Raw genomic sequence first — 23,863 nt, 5'->3', positions numbered from 1 at the left:
CACCGGAGAGTGAGCGCCCGCACGTGACTTCCGCATCCCCCGCACCCTCCGCGGGCCCCGGCGGCGTCGCCAAGACGCCGTCGCCGCCGGGCCCCCCGCACTCCGCACCCCCGACCGCCGGCCCCCCCGGCACCCGGTCCCGCGCCCCCGCCCGCGTCCGCCGCGGCCTGCTCCGGGCCCTGCCCGTCTCCCCCGCCGTCGTCCTGCTCGCCCTCTTCCTCGCGGGCCCGATCGGCTACTGCGCGTACATCGCCTTCACCGACCTCCAGCTCACCGGCCAGGCCGAGTCGAGCTTCGTGGGGCTCGACAACTTCCGCGAGGCGTTCGGCGACGAGCGGTTCCTCAACGCGGTCTGGCTGACCCTCGTCTTCACGTTCCTCTCCTCGATCATCGGCCAGAACACGCTGGGGCTGGCCCTCGCCACCCTCATGCAGCGCGCCTCGAAGCCGGTCCGCACCCTCACGGGCGCGATCGTCGTCACGGCGTGGGTGCTGCCCGAGGTCGTCGCGGGCTTCCTCCTCTACGCGTTCTTCCGCCGCGAGGGCACCCTCAACGCCGTCCTCGACTTCCTCCATCTCCCGTCCCAGAACTGGCTGTTCACGCTGCCGATCCTCGCGGTGTCGTTCGCGAACGTCTGGCGGGGCACGGCGTTCTCGATGCTCGTCTACTCCGCCGCCCTCAACGAGATCCCCAAGGAGATCACCGAGGCCGCGGAGGTCGACGGCGCGGGCGGCTGGCGCCGCATGTGGCACATCACGCTGCCGATGATCCGCCGCTCCATCGGCACGAACCTCATGCTCAACACCCTGCAGACGCTCTCCGTCTTCGGTCTGATCTGGGTGATGACGCGCGGCGGCCCGGGAAACGACAGCCAGACGCTCCCGCTCTTCATGTACGAGCAGGCCTTCCAGAAGAGCATGATCGGCTACGGCACGGCCGTGGCCCTGCTGCTGCTCCTCGTCGGCTCGCTCTTCTCCGTCGTCTACATGCGCCTGCTCCGCACGGAGGTCTGAGTGCCGCTCAAGTCACCTTCCCGTACGCCGTCTCGTACACCTTCCCGTACACCGCGTTCGCGCCGCGCGTCGCACCGCGTCGCCGCCGACGCGGGCCTCCTGTTCGTGGCGGCGGCGTTCATCCTCCCCCTCGCGTGGGTGGTCCTCTCCTCCCTCGACCCGAAGGCGGACCTGAGGGTGCGGCTCCCCGACAGCCTCACCCTCGACAACTACGACCAGGTCCTCACGCCCGAGATCACGTTCACCCCGCTCCTCAACAGCCTGCTGCTCTGCGGCGGCGGCACGCTCCTCACGGTGGTCTGCGCGGCCCTCGCGGCCTACCCGCTCTCCCGCTACCGCTCCCGCCTGAACCGCCCCTTCATGCTGACGATCCTCTTCGCGACGAGCCTGCCGATCACGGCGATCATGGTTCCGGTGTACGCGCTGTTCGTGCAGGTCGACCTCATCGACACGATGCAGGGCACGATCTTCTTCTTCGCGGCGTCCCAACTCCCGTTCGCCATCTGGCTGATGAAGAACTTCATGGACGGCGTGCCGAAGGAGCTGGAGGAGGCCGCGTGGACGGACGGCGCGTCGTCCTTCCAGTCCCTGCTGCGGATCGTGCTGCCCCTGATGGGTCCAGGGGTGGCCGTGGTGACGGTCTTCTCGTTCGTCATGATGTGGGGCAACTTCTTCGTCCCCTTCATGCTGCTGCTCACGCCGGAGCAGATGCCGGCGTCGGTCAGCATCAACGACTTCTTCGGCAACAAGGGGACGGTGGTGTACGGCCAGCTCGCCGCGTTCTCGATCCTCTACTCGACGCCGGTGATCCTGCTGTACGTCCTCGTCTCGCGGAAGCTGGGGGGCGGGTTCGCGCTGGGGGGCGCGGTGAAGGGGTGAGGACGCGCCGTGGGCTGACGGGATCCGGCCTTACGGCGGACACGAAACTGTGACATGAGTTCGCGGCGATACGTTCCTCCTCGCCCCTTTCGTGGTCACACATCTCCCTGGTATCGGGCCCGGGACCGCACTAGCGTGCTGAGCTCGCGCCCTCCCCCACCTGTCCCCACCTGCCAGGAGCCGAACAGTGACCCGCCCTCTCCGCCTCGCGACGGCCGCACTCGCGGTCTCCGCCGCGCTGCTCATGACGTCCTGCGGCAGCGACGACGACAGCCCGAAGGCCGACGACAAGATCGCCGGCGCGGACCAGGGCGACGAGAAGTCGCCATCGGCGGACGAGTCAGGGGAGGCGGGGGCGGAGGTACGGCGCCCGAAGATCGAGCTGCCGTCGGACCTGACGTACAAGTTCGACTGGTCGAAGACGGGTGACAAGACCAAGGACGCGGTCCTGGCCGACACCGAGCAGTACGTGCAGGCCGTCGACATGGCCATCGCCGAGCAGGACCCGCTGCACAAGGCGTACCGCTTCTACTCCGAGGGCGACGCGGCGGCCGGGAGCCAGAAGTTCGTACAGGAGTACGTCGACTACAAGGACCGCATCACCGGCGTCAAGCGGTACTTCAACGCACGGGTGGACGTCACGGGCGGCAAGACGGCGGCCCTCGTCTACTGCGAGGACCAGCGGAAGGCGCACAACAAGAGCCTGAAGACGGGGAGGACGGCGAAGGCGCCGGCCCCGTCCAAGGACGACTTCGTGCTGTACAGCAGCCGACTGCACGTGAACAAGCAGGGCGTCTGGGTCACCGAGACGACCACATCAGACCGGGGGAACGCCACATGTCAGCCATGACGAGGAAGAGCAGGACACCACTGATCGCAGCCGGGGCGGTGGCGATGGCCGCCGTGCTGCTCCTGCCCGGGCCCGCCTCGGCGGGAACCGGCCACGGCGGGAGCACCAACGGCGACGCCAAGGGCCCCACCGAGGACGGGGGCGACGGCACCCTGATCGCCTCCGCCGGCGGCATCTCTTTCGACCGTTCCAAGAACGGCTCGGGTCCCAAGGCCGGCGCCATCGCCCCCACCGGCACGTACAGCCCGCCCCCCTGCTGGTACGGCCCGACCTACACCCCCGCCCAGTTCAAGAAGGAGCGCGAGGCCGTCTGGGCCGTCGACTCCACGGGGCACCAGTGGGACCTGGAACAGCAGGAGCGCTACGTCAAGGGCAAGCCGTACAAGAACTTCAACCTGGACAAGGCCGGCAAGGGCTACTGGTGGACGTCGTTCCCCAACAAGTCGTACCCGCCGGGCTGGGACAAGTGCACGAAGGAGACGTTCTGGGTCGACATAGGCGACCCGCCGCCCGCCGACGTCCCCGAGGCGATCGATGCGGAGATCCTCGCGAAGCTCGCGTACGCCGAGATCCGCGTCCCCGGCACGAAGGTGTCCCTCGCTCCCGAGGGCGGCACGAAGGTCAACCTGCCGACGTGGGCGTGGCTGGACGGCGCGGAGTTCAAACCCGTGTCCGTGACCGCCAGGGTCGACGTGCTCGGCATCGAGGCCACGACGACCGCCACACCCGTCTCCCTGAAGATCGACCCGGGCACGGCGGACGCGGAGACGTACCCCGCGAACGGCGTCTGCGACCTGGTCGGCGACAAGATCGGCACGCCCTACGCGAAGGGCAAGTCGAAGGAGACTCCGCCCTGCGGCGTGAAGTACCTCCGCTCGTCCGGCGACGGCTCGTACCCGCTGAAGGCCACGGTCACGTGGAAGATCCACTGGACGGGCACGGGCGTGACCGACGAACAGCGCCTGCCCGACGGCGAGTTCGGTGCGGAGCAGGACGTGGTGGTGGACGAGATCCAGTCCATCAACCGCTGACGACACGGTTCCACGAGGGAAGGCGGCCCGGTGCGGGGGCGGTTGCTCAACGGCCGTTACGAGCTGCTCGCGCCGATCGGCGCGGGCGGCATGGGAGAGGTCTGGCGCGCACGCGACACGCGCCTCGGCCGCGAGGCAGCGGTCAAACTCCTGGTGCCGGGGCCGACGACGTCCGAGGACGAGCGCCGGGAACTCCTGGCCCGCTTCCGCCAGGAGGCCCGCGCGGCCGCCTCCCTGGACAGCCCGTACATCGTCGCCGTCCACGACCACGGCGAGGACGACGGCACCCCGTACCTGGTGATGGCTCTCGTGCGGGGCCGCTCGCTGGACGAGGTGCTGCGCGAGAGCGTACGGGTGCCCGTGGCGGACGCGCTGCGCTGGGCGGCGGACATCTGCCGCGCCCTGGACGTGGCGCACGCGGCGGGCATCGTGCACCGCGACATCAAGCCCGGCAACGTGATGGTCGCGCCGGACGGCACGGCGAAGGTCGTCGACTTCGGCATCGCGACGTTCGTGGAGCGCGCGGCCGGGGACGCGCGCCTCACGCGGAGCGGGCAGCTGCCGTTCGGGAGCGTGCCGTATCTGGCACCGGAACGGTTCCGCCAGGAGCCGGGCGACGGCCGCACGGACCTGTACGCGCTGGGCTGCGTCCTGTACGAACTCCTCGTCGGCAGGCCCCCGTTCACGGGCTCCGCGGCGGGCATCATGCACCACCACATCAACGACGCGCCGCTGCGCCCGAGCGCGGCGCGCCCCGAGGTGCCGCGGCCGCTGGAACGCCTGATCCTGGACCTCCTGGCCAAGGACCCGGCGGACCGCCCGCCGGACGCGGCGACGACACTCGCCCGCCTGGCGACGGCAACGAGCCCGCTCCCCGCGCGTCCGCACATCCAGAAGGACGACACCCCGCCGCCCATCCAGGACGAGATCACAAAGCACTGCTCGACCACGACCACGAGCATGGCCACGGCCACGACCGCCGTGTCCGTCAGCCCGGCCCCCGCCCACCGCACCCGCCGCGCCCGCCGCCGCCTGCTCCTCCCCGCCGCGCTGGTCCTCGCCCTCGGCATCCCGGCGGGCCTCGGCATACGCGCCCTCGCGGCGCCCGACCCGGGCCCTGGGAAGGCCACCTTCAAGATCGGCGTGGCCCACAGCTACCGGCACGTGGGCGAACCGTCGGCGGACGGCGGCGCCCCGGACACGTACGCGAAGTCGGAGTACAAGCAGTTCACGACGCAGCAGCTGCGCACGGTCGAGTCGGCTTTCGCGGAGGTGCTCGGCGACGAACACGGCGGAAGCCGCTTCCGCTTCGTCCCCGTGGCCGCGGACCCGGACGTGAGCAGCCGCAAGCTGCTGGCTCAGCACCCGGACATGCTGGCCGTCATCGGCGACACCGTCGACTTCTCCTGGGTGCACGACACGGACGAGGCGTTTCTGCCGGAGATCAGCACCTGCCACGAGTACGCCCACGCCGGGGGCGCGTTCGCGATCCCCGCGGACGACGCCCGGCAGGGCGAGGCGATCGCCCGCTACCTCCGCTCCGAGACCGAGGCACGCCGCGTGCTCGTCGCCGAGGACAAGCTCTGGGTGAACCGCGAGGACGGCATAGGCACGGCACTCCGCAGGAACGGTGTCACCGTCGAGGCGCTGGACGTGACACCCGACAAGGTGAAGACATCCCAGATCCCTTCCCTGATCACCGAGGCACGGGCGGACGCGGTCGTAGTGCCGACCGGCACTCCGGTCGACGTATGGGCGAAGGAGCTCCGGGCCGGCGGCTTCAAGGGCCCGGTGCTCGGCCAGGGCGACCAGGAGGGCACCTGCGCGGACTCGGAGGAACGGTCGGCCGAGGAGAAGAGGGACAGAACACTCCCCGACGGTGTCATCCGCGTACGCAACTACTCGGCGGAACCCGACGACAACCTCCCCGCACGGGGCAACGAGGAGCTGTACGACGGCGCTTTGGCCCTGGCCAAGGCACTGTCCACCCTCCCCGCGGACGACACCTCCCCCGCATCCCTCCGCCACACCCTGGACCGCGAGCTCCAGCAAGTCACCGTCAACGGTGTCCAGGCCGAGGTCGGCTTCGAGAAGCGACGCTCGGCGAGGGGCCGCCCCGTATGGTTCGACCGCCGCGACGGAAACCGCTGGACGGAGATCGGCAAGGTGACCAAGAAGTACGCCAAGACCCCCCAACAGCCACCCGCATGACCTTCCCGCACCCCAAGTGGGACATCCCGGAACACCTGCTCGCCCGCTCGGTCTTCGGACCGCTGGGCGGCATCGTGGAGATCGGCGCGGTGGCCACGACCGGAACGTGGTCGCCTGCGGACGCCTCGACGGCGGACTTCGCAGCCTCACACAGGCGCGAGCTGAGCCGCCTCCTCGAAATCGTCCGCCGCTTGGGCGAGTTCAGCCGCGAGACGATGGCGGTCTTCGACGACCTCGGCCACCTCCGCGAACACTCCGTACAGGCCTCGTCCCTCCTCATGTGGTCGTCGGCGTACGAGGACGTGTCGTCCCCGCTCGACACCCCCGAAGCCGTGCGGCGGATGAGCCGCACCGGCGCCGACCTGCAACTCGCCCGCCTACTCCAGGGACTGATGGAGGCGGCGATCACTCGCGGTCCGGACGTCACGCACGACGTGAGGCTGATCGCCGAGGCGCTGGGCATCGCGGTGGGCCTGCTCGCGGGCGCACTGGAAGACGAGGATCCGCTCACCGCGCAGAGAACGGCGTTCAGAATCTGGCGCACCACGTTCCTGACCGACCTGCTCCTACCGACCTCCGCAGCCCATCCGGAGGCCCGCCCCCTCTTCAGGCAGTACGGACACGCCCTGGAGGCACTGCCGACGAAGAGGGCAACAGCGTCCGCGTCACGGTGACCGGACGCCACCCGAGCTCGACCGGCACCGACCCCGGCACGGGCATGCTCGCCGCGGAGATCAGCGTTACAACGCCCTTCGTCCGCGGCCGGGTCGATCTCGTCCTGTGGGCCTCGCGGCTCGAAGAGTGGGGGCGTGTCCTGGACCGGCTGGAGGCGGGTGAGGACGCCGGGTGGATGACGGCGGGGAGGGGGCCCTCGCTGGCGGTTCGGCTCGTCGGCGAGCGCGGCTGCCCGGAAGTGGTCGTCGAGGACGTCACCGTCTCCATGGTGACCGTCCGCGTACCCGTGTCCCTGCCCCACGACTGGATCGCACGGCACCGGGAACGCCTCGCCGCGCTGCTCGACGCCCGCGAGGATTCGGTGCCGTACCTTCCCACCAATCCGCAACCTCGTAGAAACACACCGTAGTCACCACCCCCACGGGCGCCTACGGTGTGCCCGTGCAACCGAGCCAAGCCGGCCAGCCGCCGCACCGCCCCCAGCAGCCCACGCAGCCCACCCCTCCCTTCGACTTCCCTGCCGCCCGGCGCCTTCGGGAGGCGCTGGGGATGGCGCACGGGCATGTCGCCTATGGGATGCGGGCCAGTTACGGGCTCGCCTACGTCACCGCCGACACCGTCGCCGCCTGGGAGCGCGGGCTCTCCTCGCCCACGTCCGCCGAGCTGACCGCGCTCGCCGCGACGCTGTGGTGTTCACCGGGGGAGCTGATGGGGGCCGCGCGGACCCTGCGCGAGCACCGGATCGCGCGCGGGCTCGCGCCGGAGGACGTCGCGCGCGGGTCGGGCGTGGAGATCCAGGCGTATCTGCGGATGGAGGAGACCGACACGTGGCGGGGCAACGAACGGCAGTCCGCCGCCCTCGCCGAGGTGCTCCAGCTGTCGACGCCCGACTTCGTGACCGTGACGGGGCGGGCGGACCGGCTCGCCGAGCTGCTGCGCAGCGCCGTCAGTACTCGCTGGCAGGGGTACGTGCGGCCGGTCAGCAAGCTGCTGCCCCTGGAGAAGCGGCACGTCGAGGACGTGCTGCGGCAGATGCACGAGGACTACCAGTCACGCATGGCGCGGACCCTGAGCTGGGGCGGCGGCGCCGGGTCGGACGCGTCCGGGGAAGCCGGGCGGGACTATCTGGAGCGGGTTCTCGAGCATTTCTGGGCGTTGGTCCGGGGTGGGCGGGGCTGAGGGCCCGGCCCCGACGGGTCCCGTGACCTGCCGGGGCAGGTCAGAAGACCGACTCCGCCTCGTCCATCCGGTCCTTGGGGACCGTCTTGAGCTCCGTGGTCGCCTCCGCCAGCGGCACCATCGTGATGTCCGTGCCCCGCAGCGCCGTCATCCGCCCGTAGTCGCCGCGGTGCACCGCCTCCACCGCGTGCCAGCCGAAGCGGGTCGCGAGGACGCGGTCGTACGCCGTGGGGGTGCCGCCGCGCTGGACGTGGCCCAGGATGACCGGCTTGGCCTCCTTGCCGAGGCGGGACTCCAGCTCGTACGCGAGCGCCGTGCCGATGCCCTGGAAGCGCTCGTGGCCGAACTGGTCGATCGCGCCCTTGCCGTAGTTCATCGTGCCGTCCTGCGGGTGCGCGCCCTCGGCGACGCAGATCACCGCGAACTTCTTGCCGCGCGAGAACCGCTCCTCGACCATCGCGACCAGGTCGGCGGGGTCGAAGGGCCGCTCGGGCAGACAGATGCCGTGCGCGCCGCCGGCCATGCCGGACTCCAGGGCGATCCAGCCCGCGTGGCGGCCCATGACCTCGACGACCATCACGCGCTGGTGGGACTCCGCCGTGGTCTTCAGGCGGTCCATCGCCTCGGTCGCCACGCCGACCGCCGTGTCGAAGCCGAAGGTGCGGTCCGTGGAGGAGATGTCGTTGTCGATGGTCTTCGGTACGCCGACGACCGGCACGCCCGCGTCGGACAGCATCCGCGCCGCCGTCAGGGTGCCCTCGCCGCCGATCGGGATGAGCGCGTCGAAGCCGCTGCGCTCGATGAGCTCCTTGGCGTTGTCGCAGGCCGCGCGGAAGCGTGCGCGCTCCAGGCGGGAGGAGCCGAGGATGGTGCCGCCGCGGGCCAGGATGCCGCTGACGGCATTCAGGTCGAGGGCGCGGTACCGCCCGTCGAGCAGGCCCGCGTAGCCGTCCTCGAAGCCGATGACCTCGTCGCCGTGGTGCGTCACGGCGCGGTGCACGACCGACCGGATCACTGCGTTGAGGCCCGGGCAGTCGCCGCCCGCGGTGAGAATTCCGATACGCATCGCGCTGTGTCTCCTGCTCGCTGCTGGTACTTGTGAGCCGGTCCGATTGTTCCACGGCCGAAGGGGGGTCGCCGCTCACACATGTCCGACGGATGTGTGTCCGACGGCCGGGCGGGGACTTGGGGAAGGGGTGGGCAGGGACCTTCGCACCCCGGGCGCCGGGCCTTTCGTCCGGCGGGCGGCCTACTCAGCCGCAGAGGTATTGTCAAGGGGACACAGCCGCGATATCGGGTACTTTGTCCGACTCGGGGCGCCGACGGGTCCTCCTGGCCCCCATGAAGTCCACCGACCTCGTAGAAGGAGAGAGCACGCGTGACGCGCAGCGTGTACGTGACCGGCATCGACCGGGGCGACGGCCGCCAGGTCGTCGAACTGGGAGTCATGGAGCTTCTCACCCGGCAGGTCGACCGGGTGGGCGTCTTCCGGCCACTGGTCCACGACGGCCCGGACCGCCTCTTCGACCTGCTGCGCGCCCGGTACCGGCTCTCGCAGGACGCCGCGACCGTGTACGGCATGGACTACCACGAGGCGTCCGCGCTCCAGGCGGAGCAGGGCACCGACGAACTGGTCTCGCGGCTCGTCGACCGGTTCCACCGGGTCGCGAGGGACTATGAAGTCGTTCTCGTGCTTGGTACGGATTTCGCCGACACCCAGCTGCCCGACGAGCTCGCGCTGAACGCTCGGCTCGCCAACGAGTTCGGCGCCTCCGTGCTGCCCGTGGTCGGCGGCAAGAACCAGACCGCCGAGTCCGTGCGCGCCGAGACCCGCAACGCCTACCGCGCGTACGACTCGCTCGGCTGCGACGTCCTCGCGATGGTCACCAACCGGGTCGCCCCCGCCGACCGGGACGAGATCCACGAGCGCCTCGACGCCCGCCTCCCCGTGCCCTGCTACGTCCTGCCGGACGAGCCCGCGCTCTCCGCGCCGACGGTCGCGCAGATCACCCACGCGCTGGGCGGCCGCGTGCTGCTCGGCGACGACTCGGGGCTCGCGCGCGACGCCCTGGACTTCGTGTTCGGCGGCGCCATGCTGCCCAACTTCCTGAACGCCCTGACCCCGGGCTGCCTGGTCGTCACCCCCGGCGATCGCGCCGACCTCGTCGTGGGCTCGCTCGCCGCGCACAGCGCGGGCACCCCGCCCATCGCGGGCGTCCTGCTGACCCTGAACGAGCAGCCGGGCCAGGAGATACTCACCCTCGCCGACCGGCTCGCCCCCGGCACCCCGGTCGTCGCGGTCTCCGGCGGCTCCTTCCCCACCGCGGCGGAGCTCTTCGCGCTGGAGGGGAAGCTCAACGCGGCGACGCCCCGCAAGGCGGAGACGGCCCTCGGTCTCTTCGAGCGGTACGTCGACAGCGCAGACCTGCTCAAGCGCGTCTCGGCGCCCAGCAGCGACCGCCTCACGCCGATGATGTTCGAGCACAAGCTCCTGGAGCGGGCGCGCGCCGACCGGCGCCGCGTCGTGCTGCCCGAGGGCACCGAGGAGCGGGTGCTGCGCGCCGCCGACGTGCTGCTGCGCCGCCGGGTCTGTGACCTGACGCTGCTCGGCCCGGTCGAGCAGATCCGGAAGAAGGCCGCCGACCTCGGCGTGGACCTCGCCGACTCCGAGCTCATCGACCCGCAGACCTCCGAGCTGCGGGACCGCTTCGCCGCCGCCTACGCCGAGCTGCGCGCCCACAAGGGCGTCACCGTCGAGCTCGCGTACGACGTGGTGGCCGACGTGAACTACTTCGGCACGCTGATGGTGCAGGAGGGTCTCGCCGACGGCATGGTGTCGGGCTCCGTCCACTCGACGGCGGCGACCATCCGCCCCGCCTTCGAGATCATCAAGACCAAGCCGGACGCCTCCATCGTGAGCTCCGTGTTCTTCATGTGCCTGGCCGACAAGGTCCTCGTGTACGGCGACTGCGCGGTCAACCCGGACCCGAACGCCCCGCAGCTCGCGGACATCGCCGTGCAGTCGGCGACCACCGCCGAGCAGTTCGGGGTGGAGCCGCGGATCGCGATGCTGTCGTACTCGACGGGCACGTCCGGTTCGGGCGCCGACGTCGACAAGGTGCGCGAGGCCACCGAGCTGGTGCGGGCCCAGCGCTCCGACCTGAAGATCGAGGGGCCGATCCAGTACGACGCCGCCGTCGAGCCGTCGGTCGCGGCGACCAAGCTGCCGGACTCGGACGTCGCGGGCCAGGCCAGCGTGCTGATCTTCCCCGACCTGAACACCGGCAACAACACGTACAAGGCCGTGCAGCGCTCGGCCGGCGCGATCGCCGTCGGCCCGGTCCTCCAGGGCCTGCGCAAGCCGGTCAACGACCTGTCCCGTGGCGCGCTCGTCCAGGACATCGTCAACACCGTCGCCATCACGGCGATCCAGTCCCAGCCCCAGCCGCCGACCCAGTAACCCCCCGCAGCCCCCACAGAAGGTGTCTCGATCAGTGACCGCCACGCGCGTACTCGTCCTCAACTCCGGCTCGTCGTCGGTGAAGTACCAGCTCCTCGACATGCGGGACAGCTCGCGGCTCGCCGTGGGCCTGGTCGAGCGGATCGGCGAGGAGATCTCCCGGCTCAAGCACACCCCGCTGACCGGCGGCGGCGAGCCGCGTGAGCGCGAGGAGCCGATGGCCGACCACGAGCAGGCGCTGCGTGCCGTCGCCGACGAGCTGGCCGCGGACGGGCTCGGCCTGGACTCCCCCGAGCTCGCCGCGATCGGCCACCGCGTGGTGCACGGCGGTCTGAAGTTCACCGAGCCGACCGTGATCGACGACGCGGTCATGAAGGAGATCGAGCGGCTGGTGCCGGTGGCTCCGCTGCACAACCCGGCGAACATCACCGGCATCCGCACCGCGCAGGCGCTCCGCCCCGACCTGCCGCAGGTCGCCGTCTTCGACACGGCGTTCCACACGACGATGCCGGAGTCCGCGGCGCGCTACGCGCTGGACGTGAAGACCGCCGACGAGCACCGCGTGCGGCGCTACGGCTTCCACGGCACGTCCCACGCGTACGTCTCGCGCAAGACCGCGCAGCTGCTGGGCAGGGCGCCCGAGGACGTCAACGTGATCGTGCTGCACCTGGGCAACGGCGCTTCGGCGAGCGCGGTGCGGGGCGGTCGTTGCGTCGACACCTCGATGGGGCTCACGCCACTGGAGGGGCTCGTGATGGGTACCCGTACCGGTGACATGGATCCGGCGGTGATCTTCCATCTCGCCCGGGTCGGCGGAATGTCCATCGACGAGATCGACATTCTGGTCAACAAGAAGAGCGGTCTGATCGGTCTCTGCGGCGACAACGACATGCGGGAGATCAGGCGCCGTATAGACGCCGGTGACGAAGAGGCGGCTCTCGCCTTCGAGATCTACATCCACCGTTTGAAGAAGTACATCGGCGCCTATTACGCGGTGCTCGGCCGGGTGGACGCCATCGCGTTCACCGCCGGGGTCGGCGAGAACGCCGCTCCGGTGCGGGAAGCGGCGGTGGCGGGCCTGGAGGAGCTGGGTCTCGCGGTGGACGGCGCTCTCAATTCCGTACGTTCCGACGAAGCCCGTCTCATTTCGCCGGAGTACGCGCGCGTGGCCGTCGCCGTGGTGCCCACCGACGAAGAACTGGAGATCGCCGATCAGACGTATGCATTGGTCAGTGACCGCAACGCCTGAGCGCCCGTCCGCCCATTTGTAGATTCCACCAGACGGAATATTCCGTAGCGAAACAAACCGATAGGATCGCCCCCATGCGCCGTTCCAAAATCGTCTGCACGCTGGGCCCCGCCGTCGACTCCGAAGAGCAGCTCGTCTCGCTGATCGAGGCCGGCATGAACGTGGCCCGATTCAACTTCAGCCACGGCACGCACGCCGAGCACCAGGGGCGGTACGACCGCGTCCGTGCGGCCGCCGGGAAGACCGGCCGTGCCATCGGCGTCCTCGCCGACCTCCAGGGCCCGAAGATCCGTCTGGAGACCTTCGCCGAGGGTCCCGTCGAGCTGGTGCGCGGTGACGAGTTCACCATCACCACCGAGGACGTCCCCGGCGACAAGTCCATCTGCGGCACGACCTACAAGGGTCTGCCCGGCGACGTCTCCAAGGGCGACCAGATCCTCATCAACGACGGCAACGTCGAGCTGCGCGTCGTCGAGGTGGACGGCCCGCGCGTGAAGACGATCGTCGTCGAGGGCGGTGTCATCTCCGACCACAAGGGCATCAACCTGCCCGGCGCGGCCGTGAACGTGCCCGCCCTGTCGGAGAAGGACATCGAGGACCTCCGCTTCGCCCTGAAGATGGGCTGCGACATGGTCGCCCTGTCCTTCGTGCGCGACGCCAACGACGTCAAGGACGTCCACAAGGTGATGGACGAGGAGGGCCGCCGGGTCCCCGTCATCGCCAAGGTGGAGAAGCCGCAGGCCGTCGCCAACATGGAGGGCGTCGTCGCGGCGTTCGACGCCGTGATGGTGGCCCGTGGCGACCTCGCCGTCGAGTACCCGCTCGAGAAGGTCCCGATGGTGCAGAAGCGCCTCGTGGAGATGTGCCGCCGCAACGCCAAGCCGGTGATCGTCGCGACCCAGATGATGGAGTCGATGATCACCAACTCGCGCCCCACGCGCGCCGAGGCGTCCGACGTCGCCAACGCGATCCTGGACGGCGCCGACGCGGTCATGCTGTCGGCCGAGTCGAGCGTCGGCGCGTACCCGATCGAGACCGTCAAGACGATGTCGAAGATCGTGCAGGCCGCCGAGGGCGAGCTGCTCTCCAAGGGCCTGCAGCCGCTGGTGCCGGGCAAGAAGCCCCGCACGCAGGGTGGTTCGGTGGCCCGTGCCGCGTGCGAGATCGCGGACTTCCTCGGCGGCGAGGCGCTGATCGCCTTCACGCAGTCCGGCGACACGGCCCGCCGTCTCTCGCGCTACCGCGCGGCCCAGCCGATCCTGGCGTTCACCACGGACGAGTCGACCCGCAACCAGCTCACGCTGAGCTGGGGCGTCGACACGTACGTCGTGCCGCACGTCGACAACACCGACGCGATGGTCGAGCTCGTCGACGCCGAGCTGATCAAGCTCAACCGCTTCAACGACGGCGACACGGTCGTCATCACCGCGGGCTCGCCCCCCGGCGTCCCCGGCACCACCAACATGGTCCGGGTGCACCACCTGGGCGGCGGCGAGCGCGACTGACCGCCGCTCCCCCGTACGACGCTGTACGACGCCGAGGGCGCCCCCTGCGAAAGGGGGCGCCCTCGGCGTCGGTCACGAACGGGGTTCAGCGGTCGATCGTCTGCTCCAGGCCCGGCACCGTCAGGGTGCCGCCGAACTGAGCGGCCTGCACGACCTTCACCTTGGTGAAGTACGCGATGGGGACGTTCAGCGGCGGCGGGTGCTCGGGGTCGAAGACGATCGGGATCAGGCCGAACAGGTTGCCCTGCAGCCGCTCCGTGTACATGATCGTCTGCCCGTCGCGGATCGTGGACGTGGAGCCCTCGTCCGCCCTGATGTGGTACTTCGAGCCGTCGGGGCCCGGGGCGATCTGGTGCAGGTCGCCGATGTCCGTGCCGTTGTCGACCGTGAACTTCAGCGCCTGCTTCTTCTTGCCGCCGGCCGTCGTCAGGTTCACGACGCCCTTGTAGTCGAGGCCCTTCAGGAGCAGGGAGCTGGCCTCCAGCTCCCACGGGTCGTCCGGGATCGGCGCGGGCGTCGTCTCGGCGTCGCCGTCGACCTTCTTCTCGACCACGCACGGGAACGGCTTCTTGCCGTCCGCGTCCGGGGCCATGGGGTCCGCGGACTCCTCGGCCTCGTCGGACGCGTCGCCCTCGGCCTTGTCCTTGAGCTCGTCCGCCTTGTCCTTGAGGTCGTCGACGCCGTCCTCGACCGGCTCGGTGACCTTGTCCGTCGTGTCCTTGACGGGGTCCTCGGCCTTGTCCTCGGGCTTGTCCTCCGGCGACTTGGTCTCCTCCGAGGCGGAGGGGGACGGCGTCGCGTCGGGGGACTTCTCGTCGGCGGGCTCGTCGGCGGGCTTGTCGGCGGGCTTGTCGGGCGTGAAGACGTCCTTGAGCGCGTCGCCCACGCCCAGCGGGTCCCAGGGGTTCTTGGTCTTGGAGGGCGTGGGGTCCGGGGCGGGCTCCTCGGTGGTGCCCTTGTCCCCGTCGCCGGAACCGGTCCCGGCCTTGTCCTCCGCGGCCTTGTCGCCCGAGGAGGAGGGCTTGTCGCCCGAGGAGGGGGGCGTCGGCTCGGTGGAGCCCTTGCCCGCCCGGTCCTTGGCCGCCTCGTCCTTGGCCGCCTCGTCCTGCTCCGCCTTCTTCTCGGCGTCCTCGGCGTCCTTGGCGTCCTTCGCGTCCTTCGCGTCCTTGGCGTCCTTCGCTTCCTTTTCCAGGTCCTTGGAAGCGTCGTCCGGCGCCGTCACGCACGGGCCGTCCCGGAAGGGGTTCTTGGGGACGCCCGGCTTCGCCTGCGCGAGCGTGGGCGTCAGGCCCATTCCCATGAGCACCGCACTCGGCATGGCCGCGAGGGCTATCGCCTTGCCCGCGGGCATCTGCAGACGGGTGAGCAGCGGCTTCCTGGGGGCCGCGTGACGCGGCCCGGATCTCGCACGGGACTCCCCCGCGGAGTCGTCGTGGTGCACCTCGTCAGCCTGCACGGTGCCTCCCGTTCGTCCCGTCCACCGGGCTCGTTGCTGACAGATCGTCGTTGGCGCTCGCACCGTCCACACCGTTCGGGGCGCCCGCGACGGCGGGCTCGGACTCCTTCTCCGTACGCCCCTTCGCGGCCTTCGCGCCCTTCGCGCCCTTGGCGGGCACGCTTCCGGGCTCGCCCCAGGCGATGCCGAGGGCGCCGCCGATCAGTGCGAGCAGGAAGCCGACGAGGAAGCCGCCGATGTTGGAGACGACCAGGGAGACCAGGGCGAGCAGGATCGCCGCGACACCCGCGAAGACGCGCGTGTGCACCTGGAACCACATGGTCAGGCCGAGCACCATCAGGAGTACGCCGATGATCAGCGAACCCGCTCCCGCCGTCGTGGCGAGGGCGAGCGTCAGGTTGCCGAGCTTGATGTTGCCGTAGGGCAGGTAGGCGATCGGCACGCCGCCAAGCATGGTCAGGAGGCCTGCCCAGAACGGGCGGGAGCCCCGCCAGGCCCGGAACTTCCTGCGGTAGACGGTGAGGAAGTGGTCGTTCGGCCCCGGTGACTTGGCGCTCATGGGAAAACAGCTCCTTGGAACCGGCGGTACGTGAATTCGGTGTAGCTCTGCGGTGGCGGGCGGGAGAGTGGATCTCCCCGCCCGCCCGGCCGGCCGCTGCCCCGGGCCCGCCCTGCGAAAAGGACCGGCGGGTCAAGGGCTCAGCGAGTGCTTAGAAGCACTCCTTCTTGCCCTTGTGCAGCTTCATGTTGAGGCCGCTCAGCTTGAAGGTTCCGGCGCTGGTGGCCCAGGCCGTCTGCTCGATGTCCTTCAGGATGGCGCGGTCGGCTTCCTGGGCGAAACCGTTGGGGTTCGCCTGCTCCTTGCCGCCCTTCATGCCGGGGCCCTTGGTGGAGGACCCGGCCGCGACACCGATGTTGATGTCCCTGAACTCGGCGTCGGCATCGAGCTGCGCCACGTCGATGTACAGGTTCTTGGCCTCGACGGGCTTCTTGCCGCCACCCGCGTTCAGCTGGAGCGTGACGTCGCCGAGCACCGGGATGTGCGTCACGACGGACTGACACATGTTGGTGATCTTGGCCTTCTTGAAGGCGGAGACCGACACGGGGTGGGCGGCCTTCTTGCCCTCCATGTCGACACCGACGTCAACGCCGCCGTACTGAACCATTCCGCGGCCGTCGAGCTTGTCGGCCGACACCTTGAACGACTGGCCGGACACACTGAACGATGCCGCGAGCGCGCCCTGCGAGAGGGCGACACCTATCGCGGCGGTAGCCGCGACGCTCGGCACCATGACTACGGCGAACCGCTTCCATCTGGTTCCGCCACGAGCCACAGATTCCATGACTTTCCTCCTTCTCGGACGTACATCTCCGGCCCTGACTGCTCCCTTTCGGGCGGCTCAGCCGGGCAGGGATGGGAGAAGTGCTACGTCCTCGGGAAGGAGAGCGCCCGCATCGGAGGCGCGCAACCGCACCACGTTCACCGGCGATCACCCCCGAGCGACAACCACTGGTCGCGCCTGACGCATCACGCACAACCTCGCGGACAGGCCCTGCCGGTGACGGCAGAGACCCCCCTGTCCAGACCGGCGACGGCGTCACCGGCCTGCTCGGTGGGGACCCGAAAGGCCCGCTCCCGACTGGCTTTCGGGCTGCGGGTCAACGGACCGAGCGTGGCCGATCGTGGTGCATTCTCGGCCCCCGCACAAGGGGGTTCGTTACTGGCTAGTAACGGCCGGATAACCGAAGCGCGACCGGGCGGTATCGGTCGGGCACGGACGGTGGCCCCGAACGGCGTCGCAGAACGGGGCATCATCGGACGTATCCACGCAGAGGGAAGCCGATGTCTTACTCGCAGTAACAGTGGCCGCATTTGCCAAGTTTTGGCAAAGTGCGGCCACTGTGACGCCTGGGAACAGACTTTTCACTCCGGCATCACAGTGCCCCGCGTTTAGGGACTGGTCAGCCGGGGGTGCGGGATCCGGGTCAGAAAAGGACCCGGGCGAGTGCCGTGCGCGCCGACGTCACGCGCGGGTCCTCGCCGCCCACGACCTCGAAGAGTTCGAGGAGCCGCACCCGCGCCGCGTCCCTGTCGTCGCCCGCGGTGCGCTGGACGGTGTCGACGAGCCGCCCGAAGGCGTCCTCGACGTGGCCGCCCACCAGGTCCAGGTCGGCCGCGGCGATCTGCGCCTGCACATCGGTGGGACGGTCGGCCGCGTCCTTGCGGACCACCTGGGCGTCCAGGCCCTGGACGCGCTGGAGCAGTTCGGCCTGGGCGAGGCCGAGCTTGGCCTCGGTGTTGGCGGGATCGTCGCTGAGCACGTTCCTGTACGCCTGCACGGCACCGGCGAGATCGCCCGCGTCCAGCGCCTGCACGGCCGCTTCGAGCAGGGCGTCGTACGGACCTGCCGGCACCTCGGGCGCCGCGACGGCCTGCTCGCCCTGCGCGTCCGCGTCGACGACCAGACCGGTCAGGCCGAAGCGCTCCTCGCCGACCTGGATGAGCTGGTCCAGGGTCTGGCGGATCTGCCCCTCGGGGGCGGCACCCTGGAAAAGGGGCAGGGCCTGTCCGGCCACCACCGCGAAGACAGCCGGGATCCCCTGGACCCCGAACTGCTGCATCAGCATCTGGTTCGCGTCGACATCGATCTTGGCAAGAAGGAAACGGCCGTTGTATTCCTGCGCGAGCCGCTCAAGGAGGGGGCCCAGCTGCTTGCACGGCTCGCACCACTCGGCCCAGAAGTCGATGACGACCGGGACCTCGGTGGAGCGCTGCAGGACGTCGCGCTCGAAGCCCGCCTCGTCGACCTCGATGACGAGGGAGGCCGGGGAGATCGCGGCACCCGCCGCGCCCCCGCCCTGCCGGGCCGCTTCGGCGCGCGCCTGCTCCGCCTTCGCCTTGGCCTCCTGGGCCGCCTTCACCGCGGCGAGGTCGACGACTCCGCTCATGGACATGTTCCGTGGCTGCATGAGTACATCCTCCCCCAAGCCGTGCGGGAACCGCGCCCGTCCGTGACCCTCCGCCGGAATGCGGGGTCAGGGGCGGCACGGTTCAGGTCCCTGTGGAGACCGGCGGACCGGTCGATGACGTTCGATGGCCCGGGGTCCCCACCCCTGGCCGGTATTGCGTGGTCTGTCGCTCGTGGCTTTCGCTACGGGTCGTAGCGTAACTGTCGCCCGCCGGGCCTGGGGAGCCCCCTTCCGGTGATCTCCCTCACTCGGCACCCCGAACGGCTACGTACTGACCGGTATGGTCGCCGCCATGCAGAGCCGTACGTCGTCCTCCACGCCGCCCGCCCGCACCGGCGGCCGCCCGCGCAGCGCGGCCGCCGACGCCGCGATCCTGGAGGCGACCCGGCAGGGCCTCGTCGAACTCGGCTGGTCCAAGCTGACGCTGGGCGCCGTCGCCACGCGCGCGGGCGTCGCCAAGACGACCCTCTACCGACGCTGGGCGGGCAAGAGCGAGCTCGTCGTCGACGCGGTGGCGGAGCTCTTCGACGAGCTGGAGCTGCCCGACCGGGGCAGCCTCGCCGCCGACATCGAGGGCGTCGTCCTCCAGTTCGCGGTGCTGCTCGGCCGGCCCGAGACGAAGACGGCACTCATGGCGGTGGTCGCGGAGTCCACGACGGACGAGCCGCTGCGGGACCGCATCCGCGCCTCCATCGTCGACCGCCAGAAGCGGCTCGTCCTCGCGGGCCGCAAGCGGGCCCAGGAGCGCGGCGAACTCCCCGCCGAACCCGACGCGGTCTCGGCGTCCCGCACCGCCGACCTCATCTTCGACGTGATCGCGGGCGCGGTGGTCCACCGCGCCCTGGTCAGCGCGGAACCGGTAGACGAGGAATGGGCCCGCCGCTTCACCCTGCTCCTCCTGGGCGGCTTGGCGGCGGCAGCGGCCCAGTCCTGAGGCGCTCCTACGCGGAGGTTGCGGTGCGGGGTAAACGGGTGGGCGGGTGGGAGTGATCCGCCGCGAAGCGGCGGTACAGGTTCCGCCCCACCGGCCCGCGGCCGAGGTCAGACCTGATACCGCCCAGGAGCAAACAACGCCAGGTTCTCGGCGACCCAGGCCGACGTGTGCTTGAGCCCGTCCGCGAGGGAGACCTCAGGAACCCACCCCGCCCACTCCCGCGCCCGGGAGTTGTCCGACAGCAACCGCTCCACCTCACTCCCCGAGGGCCGAAGCCGCGCCGGGTCGACGACCACGGACGCCTCCCGCCCCGACGCCGCGATCAACGCCTCCGCGAGGTCACCGATCGAGATCTCCCGGCCCACGCCGAGGTTGACCACGTGGCCGAGCACCCGGTCGGCGACCGCCATCGCCATGAACCCGCGCGCCGTGTCCGTCACATACGTGAAGTCCCGCGTGGGCGTCAGCGACCCCAGCTTGATCTCGCGCGCACCGGCGTGCAGTTGGGCGAGGATCGTCGGGATGACGGCACGGGCCGACTGGCGCGGACCGTACGTGTTGAAGGGCCGCACCACCGTCACCGGCAGCTCGAACGCGTGCCAGTGCGAGAGCGCCATCATGTCGGCGCCGATCTTCGACGCGGAGTACGGCGACTGCGGCTGGAGCGGGTGCGCCTCACTGATCGGCGCCGTCAGGGCAGTCCCGTACACCTCGCTCGTGGACGTATGCACCATGCGTCGCACGGAGTGCCGTCGGCACGCCTCCGCGACGTTCTCCGTGCCGACGACGTTCGTCTGGACGTACGCGCCCGGGGAATCGTACGAGTACGGGATGCCGATCAGCGCGGCGAGGTGGAAGACCGTGTCGCACCCGGCGACCGCGTCCATCACGCGCCCGGCGTCCCGTACGTCGCCCGCGATCATCTCGACCCGCGGGTCACCGAGGAGATGCGCCAGGTGCCCCTTCTCCGCGTACGGCTTGTAGTGCACGAACGCGCGGACCTTCGCGCCCGCTTCGAGGAGCTGGTCGACGAGCGTCGAGCCGATGAAGCCCTCGGCGCCGGTGACGAGGACGGTGCGGTTCTGCCAGGAAAAGGTGCTCATGCTGCGTGCTCCAGGTGGGACGTGGGGTGGGTGAGGCCGAGGACCCGCTCGGCGAGCAGGTCGGCGGCGCGGGCGTGCGGTCCGGGGTCGGCGGCGCCGCTCATCGCGGCGAGCCGCACCGGGTCCGCGAGGAGCGGGCCGACGAGCCGCGCGAGCCGGTCCGCGGTGGTCTCGGCGTCGGGCAGCAGGAGGCCCGCCCCGGCGTCGGAGAGGACCCGCGCGTTGTGGGTCTGGTGGTCGCCGGGCGCGTGCGGGTAGGGCACGAGGACGGCGGGGACGCCGGTGGCGGCGAGTTCGGCGACGGTCGCCGAGCCCGCACGGCACACGACGAGGTCGGCGGCGGCATAGGAGAGGTCCATGCGGTCGAGGTAGGGAACGGCGCGGGCGACCGCGTCACCGCCCTCGGCGGCGAGCCGCGCCCGCGTCTCCGCAAGGGCCGCGGGCCCGGTCTTGATGAGGAGGTGTACGTCCCCGCGCTCCCGCCACCGCGCCGCGAGGCCGACCGCCGCCGCCGTGAGGCGGGCCGCGCCGAGGCTGCCGCCGTTGAAGAGGATCAGGCGGGCGCCGGGCGGCACGCCGAGCTCGCGCCGGGCCTCCGGGCGCAGCGCGGCGCGGTCGAGCGCGGCGAGCGGCGCCGCGATCGGCATGCCGGTGGTGTGCGCGCGGTCGCCGCCGGGCAGGTGGGCGCGGCTGCGGTCGAAGGCGACGGCGATGTTCGGGGTGAGCCGGGCGGCGAACCGGTTGGCGCGGCCCGGTACGGCGTTGGACTCGTGGATGAGGCTGGGCAGCCCCGCCATGCGGGCGCCGACGATGACGGGGGCGCTGGGGTAGCCGCCCATGCCGACGGCGACCTGTGCGCCCTGCTCGCGCAGGATGGCCCGGCACTGGGCGCCGGACTTCAGGAGGGCGGCGGGGAGCAGGTAGCGGCGGGCGCCGAGCGACGGATCGAAGGGGATCATGTCGACGGTGTGGAGCCGGTACCCGGCGTCGGGTATCAGCCGGGTCTCCAGGCCCCGTTCGGTGCCGACGAAGGAGATCACCGCGTCCGGTACGGCCCTGCGCAGCGCGTCGGCGAGGGCGAGGCCGGGATAGATGTGCCCGCCGGTGCCGCCCGCGCCGATCACGACGGAGAGAGAGGTTCGCATGGCAGTGGAGCCTCACGCGCAGGTCTAAGAGGGTTTTAAGAGCCGCGTTTGGCACCTTTGGACCATGAGTCTCACGAGCGTGACCAACAAGGGTGGCCCGCCGGGCGCGGGCGGGACGGCGCACCGCATCCTCGTCGTCGACGACGACCCCGAGGTCCGCGCCGCCGTCGAGGACGCCCTGACGGTCGAGGGTCACCAGGTGCGGGGCGCGGCGGACGGCCACCGCGCGCTCACGGCGGTGGCGCGCTGGCAGCCGGACCTGCTGGTCCTCGACGTGATGATGCCGGTCATGGACGGCCTCGCGGTCTGCCGTCAGCTGCGCGCCGCGGGCGACCGCACGCCGGTCCTGGTGCTCACGGCCCTGGACTCGGTGAGCGAGCGCGTCGACGGCCTGGACGCGGGCGCCGACGACTACCTGGTCAAGCCGTTCGCGCTCGACGAGCTGGTGGCGCGGGTGCGGGCGCTGCTGCGGCGCGCGACGCCGGAGCGTGCCGCGGACGACGGCGACGACCTCTCGTACGGCGATCTGGTCCTGGACCCCGCGACGCGCACCGGTCGGCGCGGCGGGCGGCGGGTCGAGTTCAGCCGCACGGAGGCCGTCCTGCTCGAACTGCTGCTGCGCAACGCGGGGCAGGTCCTGCCGCGCGACCTGATCCAGCAGGCGGTGTGGGGCCGCGACTTCGGCCCGGACTCCAACTCGCTCGCCGTGTACGTGGGTTATCTGCGCCGGAAGCTGGAATCGGGCGGCGAGCCGCGTCTCGTCCACACCGTGCACGGCGTCGGCTACCGGCTGGGCTCCCCGTGAGCGCGCGGCGCAGGCTCGGCGCGCGCTGGCGGCGGCGCAGGCCGCTGCGGACCCGGCTCGCGGTGGTCGCGGCGGCCGCCGTGGCGGTGGTGGCGATCGGGGTGTGCGCCGCCGCGTTCTTCGTGATCCGCTACAAGCTGTACCAGCAGCTGGACCAGAACCTCGCCCAGTCGGCGACGCTCATCGCGCAGCAGCACCGCTCCGAGGGGCTCGGCGTCATGACGGGCGAGTGCCGGTTCCTCGGCGCGCCCGCCTGCTCGCAGATCGTCCCGGCGGACGCGGCGGACGACCCGTCGAAGCCGTACCTGCTGCCGGTGTCGGACCGGACGCGCGCGGTCGCCGCCGGCCACCGTCCCCCTTACTACGCGAACATCACGCTCCCCGGCGGCAAGCCGGGCCGCATGTACACCACGACATTCGGCAAGGAGGGCGAGGCGGTGCAGGTCGCCCTGCGCGCGGACATCGCCGAGCGCGGCGTCAGCCAGGCCGCGTCGCTGCTGGCCGCGGTGGGCGGCGCGGGCGTCCTGCTCTCGGCCCTCGGGGGCTACTGGGTCTCCCGCACCGGCCTGGCGCCGATCACCCGCCTCACGGCCACCGCCGAGCGCATCGCCGCGACCCGCGACGCCCGCCACCGCATCGAACTCCCCCCGGGCCGACCGGCCCGCCCGGGCCACGAGGACGAGGTGACCCGCCTCGCCACCACCTTCAACACGATGCTGGCCGAACTGGAGGAGTCCGTCGCGGCCCGCCGCCGACTGGTCGCCGACGCCTCGCACGAGCTGCGCACGCCGCTGACCGCGCTGCGCACGAACGCGGAACTCCTGGCACGCGCGGACCGGCTGACGGACACCCAGCGGGACCGGGCCTCCGGGGCGCTGGCCCGTCAGCTGCGCGAGGTCACGGGTCTGGTCAACGACTTGATCGAGCTGGCGAGGGAGGCGGAGCCGCAGCCGCTGTTGGAAGCGGTACGGCTCGCTCCGCTCGCCGCGCACACGGTCGACGCGGCCCGAGGCCACTGGCCGGCGGTCTCCTTCGAGCTCCACGTGGCCCAGGAGGCGGCCGACCTCAGCGTGCCCGGCGTACCGGCACGCCTGTCCCGCCTGCTCACCAACCTCGTCGACAACGCGGCCAAGTTCAGCCCGCCGGGCGGGCCGGTGGAGGTCACGTTGACCCGCACGGAGCTGACCGTGCGCGACCACGGCCCCGGCATCACGGAGGAGGACCTGCCGTACGTCTTCGACCGCTTCTACCGCGCGGAGAAGGCGCGCGCCCTGCCGGGCTCGGGACTGGGCCTGGCGATGGCGCGCCAGATCGCGCATGCGCACGGGGCTGAGCTGACGGCGGAGCGGGCGCCGGGAGGAGGCGCACTGTTCCGCGTCACGCTGCCGACGCCCTGAA

Annotated in this window: 21 protein-coding genes; 14 read left to right on the top strand and 7 right to left on the bottom strand. The window is 71.1% G+C overall.

Annotated features, from left to right (window positions below):
- Positions 1-23 precede the first annotated feature (23 nt).
- From DEJ49_RS25585 to DEJ49_RS25550, 8 genes are all read left to right on the top strand, one after another.
- Positions 24-1,013: a carbohydrate ABC transporter permease gene (locus DEJ49_RS25585; protein WP_150186289.1), complete on the top strand. Its 990-nt coding sequence runs from the start codon at positions 24-26 to the stop codon at positions 1,011-1,013.
- Positions 1,014-1,892 (top strand): carbohydrate ABC transporter permease, encoded by an 879-nt coding sequence (locus DEJ49_RS25580; RefSeq protein ID WP_150186288.1) that lies wholly within the window; start codon positions 1,014-1,016, stop codon positions 1,890-1,892. It begins immediately after the preceding gene.
- A 187-nt stretch (positions 1,893-2,079) separates the two neighbouring features.
- Positions 2,080-2,742 (top strand): hypothetical protein, encoded by a 663-nt coding sequence (locus tag DEJ49_RS25575; protein ID WP_223832992.1) that lies wholly within the window; start codon positions 2,080-2,082, stop codon positions 2,740-2,742.
- Positions 2,730-3,773: a hypothetical protein gene (locus tag DEJ49_RS25570; protein ID WP_411757199.1), complete on the top strand. Its 1,044-nt coding sequence runs from the start codon at positions 2,730-2,732 to the stop codon at positions 3,771-3,773. Before DEJ49_RS25575 ends, DEJ49_RS25570 begins: the two co-directional genes overlap by 13 nt.
- Positions 3,774-3,803: 30 nt before the next feature.
- Entirely contained in the window at positions 3,804-5,984 is a 2,181-nt protein-coding gene (locus DEJ49_RS25565) for a bifunctional serine/threonine-protein kinase/ABC transporter substrate-binding protein (protein WP_150186287.1), read from the top strand.
- Positions 5,981-6,658 carry a hypothetical protein gene (locus DEJ49_RS25560; RefSeq protein ID WP_150186286.1) on the top strand — a complete coding sequence of 226 codons (678 nt, stop codon included), beginning with the start codon at positions 5,981-5,983 and terminating at the stop codon, positions 6,656-6,658. The genes DEJ49_RS25565 and DEJ49_RS25560 overlap by 4 nt, the downstream gene beginning before the upstream one ends.
- Complete coding sequence (locus DEJ49_RS25555; protein ID WP_150186285.1) at positions 6,655-7,068, top strand: DUF5959 family protein; 414 nt, start codon at positions 6,655-6,657, stop codon at positions 7,066-7,068. The genes DEJ49_RS25560 and DEJ49_RS25555 overlap by 4 nt, the downstream gene beginning before the upstream one ends.
- A 140-nt stretch (positions 7,069-7,208) precedes the next feature.
- Complete coding sequence (locus DEJ49_RS25550; protein WP_411757251.1) at positions 7,209-7,838, top strand: XRE family transcriptional regulator; 630 nt, start codon at positions 7,209-7,211, stop codon at positions 7,836-7,838.
- Positions 7,839-7,878: 40 nt separating this feature from the next.
- Here DEJ49_RS25550 and DEJ49_RS25545 read toward each other — a convergent pair whose 3' ends face one another.
- Positions 7,879-8,904 carry a 6-phosphofructokinase gene (locus DEJ49_RS25545; protein WP_150186283.1) on the bottom strand — a complete coding sequence of 342 codons (1,026 nt, stop codon included), beginning with the start codon at positions 8,902-8,904 and terminating at the stop codon, positions 7,879-7,881.
- Between the two features lie 312 nt (positions 8,905-9,216).
- On the opposite strand from DEJ49_RS25545, the gene pta reads away from it, so the two are divergent.
- The 3 genes from pta (at position 9,217) to pyk (ending at position 14,052) form a co-directional block, all read left to right on the top strand.
- Entirely contained in the window at positions 9,217-11,298 is a 2,082-nt protein-coding gene (gene pta, locus DEJ49_RS25540; protein WP_150186282.1) for a phosphate acetyltransferase, read from the top strand.
- Between the two features lie 34 nt (positions 11,299-11,332).
- A complete protein-coding gene (locus DEJ49_RS25535; RefSeq protein ID WP_150186281.1) occupies positions 11,333-12,547 on the top strand; it encodes an acetate kinase in 1,215 nt (404 codons plus the stop codon).
- A 74-nt stretch (positions 12,548-12,621) separates the two neighbouring features.
- On the top strand, positions 12,622-14,052 hold the full coding sequence (pyk, locus tag DEJ49_RS25530) for a pyruvate kinase (protein ID WP_150186280.1): 1,431 nt from the start codon (positions 12,622-12,624) through the stop codon (positions 14,050-14,052).
- An 85-nt stretch (positions 14,053-14,137) separates the two neighbouring features.
- Here pyk and DEJ49_RS25525 read toward each other — a convergent pair whose 3' ends face one another.
- The 4 genes from DEJ49_RS25525 to DEJ49_RS25505 form a co-directional block, all read right to left on the bottom strand.
- Positions 14,138-15,508 (bottom strand): hypothetical protein, encoded by a 1,371-nt coding sequence (locus DEJ49_RS25525; RefSeq protein ID WP_150186279.1) that lies wholly within the window; start codon positions 15,506-15,508, stop codon positions 14,138-14,140.
- On the bottom strand, positions 15,498-16,067 hold the full coding sequence (locus DEJ49_RS25520) for a DUF6114 domain-containing protein (protein ID WP_150186278.1): 570 nt from the start codon (positions 16,065-16,067) through the stop codon (positions 15,498-15,500). Before DEJ49_RS25520 ends, DEJ49_RS25525 begins: the two co-directional genes overlap by 11 nt.
- A gap of 151 nt (positions 16,068-16,218) precedes the next feature.
- A complete protein-coding gene (locus DEJ49_RS25515; protein ID WP_150186277.1) occupies positions 16,219-16,851 on the bottom strand; it encodes a DUF6230 family protein in 633 nt (210 codons plus the stop codon).
- A gap of 643 nt (positions 16,852-17,494) precedes the next feature.
- A complete protein-coding gene (locus tag DEJ49_RS25505; RefSeq protein WP_150186276.1) occupies positions 17,495-18,478 on the bottom strand; it encodes a tetratricopeptide repeat protein in 984 nt (327 codons plus the stop codon).
- A 292-nt stretch (positions 18,479-18,770) separates the two neighbouring features.
- Here DEJ49_RS25505 and DEJ49_RS25500 point away from each other — a divergent pair, with 292 nt between their 5' ends.
- Positions 18,771-19,412, top strand: coding sequence for a TetR/AcrR family transcriptional regulator (locus tag DEJ49_RS25500; protein ID WP_150186275.1), 642 nt, complete (start codon positions 18,771-18,773; stop codon positions 19,410-19,412).
- 107 nt (positions 19,413-19,519) lie between these two features.
- Here DEJ49_RS25500 and DEJ49_RS25495 read toward each other — a convergent pair whose 3' ends face one another.
- Positions 19,520-20,515 carry an SDR family NAD(P)-dependent oxidoreductase gene (locus DEJ49_RS25495; protein WP_150186274.1) on the bottom strand — a complete coding sequence of 332 codons (996 nt, stop codon included), beginning with the start codon at positions 20,513-20,515 and terminating at the stop codon, positions 19,520-19,522.
- The gene (locus tag DEJ49_RS25490; RefSeq protein WP_150186273.1) at positions 20,512-21,660 is read right to left on the bottom strand and encodes a UDP-N-acetylglucosamine--N-acetylmuramyl-(pentapeptide) pyrophosphoryl-undecaprenol N-acetylglucosamine transferase; all 1,149 of its coding nucleotides are present in this window, start codon (positions 21,658-21,660) and stop codon (positions 20,512-20,514) included. Before DEJ49_RS25490 ends, DEJ49_RS25495 begins: the two co-directional genes overlap by 4 nt.
- 64 nt (positions 21,661-21,724) lie before the next feature.
- On the opposite strand from DEJ49_RS25490, the gene DEJ49_RS25485 reads away from it, so the two are divergent.
- The gene (locus tag DEJ49_RS25485) at positions 21,725-22,465 is read left to right on the top strand and encodes a response regulator transcription factor (protein ID WP_150186272.1); all 741 of its coding nucleotides are present in this window, start codon (positions 21,725-21,727) and stop codon (positions 22,463-22,465) included.
- Positions 22,462-23,862, top strand: coding sequence for a sensor histidine kinase (locus DEJ49_RS25480; RefSeq protein ID WP_150186271.1), 1,401 nt, complete (start codon positions 22,462-22,464; stop codon positions 23,860-23,862). Before DEJ49_RS25485 ends, DEJ49_RS25480 begins: the two co-directional genes overlap by 4 nt.
- Position 23,863: the final 1 nt, after the last annotated feature.

It is taken from the genome of Streptomyces venezuelae (assembly GCF_008642335.1).
Classification (GTDB): Bacteria; Actinomycetota; Actinomycetes; order Streptomycetales; family Streptomycetaceae; genus Streptomyces; species Streptomyces venezuelae_F.
The sequence above is the reverse complement of the archived record's forward strand: the minus strand, read 5'-3'. Positions and strand labels throughout refer to the sequence as shown.

What these genes read in the sequence shown, in the direction of transcription:
- DEJ49_RS25490 (WP_150186273.1), bottom strand. Translation starts at nt 21,660, where the DNA reads ATGCGAACCTCTCTCTCCGTCGTGATCGGCGCGGGCGGCACCGGCGGG.
- DEJ49_RS25505 (WP_150186276.1), bottom strand. Translation starts at nt 18,478, where the DNA reads ATGCAGCCACGGAACATGTCCATGAGCGGAGTCGTCGACCTCGCCGCG.
- DEJ49_RS25520 (WP_150186278.1), bottom strand. Translation starts at nt 16,067, where the DNA reads ATGAGCGCCAAGTCACCGGGGCCGAACGACCACTTCCTCACCGTCTAC.
- DEJ49_RS25560 (WP_150186286.1), top strand. Translation starts at nt 5,981, where the DNA reads ATGACCTTCCCGCACCCCAAGTGGGACATCCCGGAACACCTGCTCGCC.
- pyk (WP_150186280.1), top strand. Translation starts at nt 12,622, where the DNA reads ATGCGCCGTTCCAAAATCGTCTGCACGCTGGGCCCCGCCGTCGACTCC.
- DEJ49_RS25485 (WP_150186272.1), top strand. Translation starts at nt 21,725, where the DNA reads ATGAGTCTCACGAGCGTGACCAACAAGGGTGGCCCGCCGGGCGCGGGC.
- DEJ49_RS25570 (WP_411757199.1), top strand. Translation starts at nt 2,730, where the DNA reads ATGTCAGCCATGACGAGGAAGAGCAGGACACCACTGATCGCAGCCGGG.
- DEJ49_RS25515 (WP_150186277.1), bottom strand. Translation starts at nt 16,851, where the DNA reads ATGGAATCTGTGGCTCGTGGCGGAACCAGATGGAAGCGGTTCGCCGTA.
- DEJ49_RS25495 (WP_150186274.1), bottom strand. Translation starts at nt 20,515, where the DNA reads ATGAGCACCTTTTCCTGGCAGAACCGCACCGTCCTCGTCACCGGCGCC.
- DEJ49_RS25545 (WP_150186283.1), bottom strand. Translation starts at nt 8,904, where the DNA reads ATGCGTATCGGAATTCTCACCGCGGGCGGCGACTGCCCGGGCCTCAAC.
- DEJ49_RS25550 (WP_411757251.1), top strand. Translation starts at nt 7,209, where the DNA reads ATGGCGCACGGGCATGTCGCCTATGGGATGCGGGCCAGTTACGGGCTC.
- DEJ49_RS25500 (WP_150186275.1), top strand. Translation starts at nt 18,771, where the DNA reads ATGCAGAGCCGTACGTCGTCCTCCACGCCGCCCGCCCGCACCGGCGGC.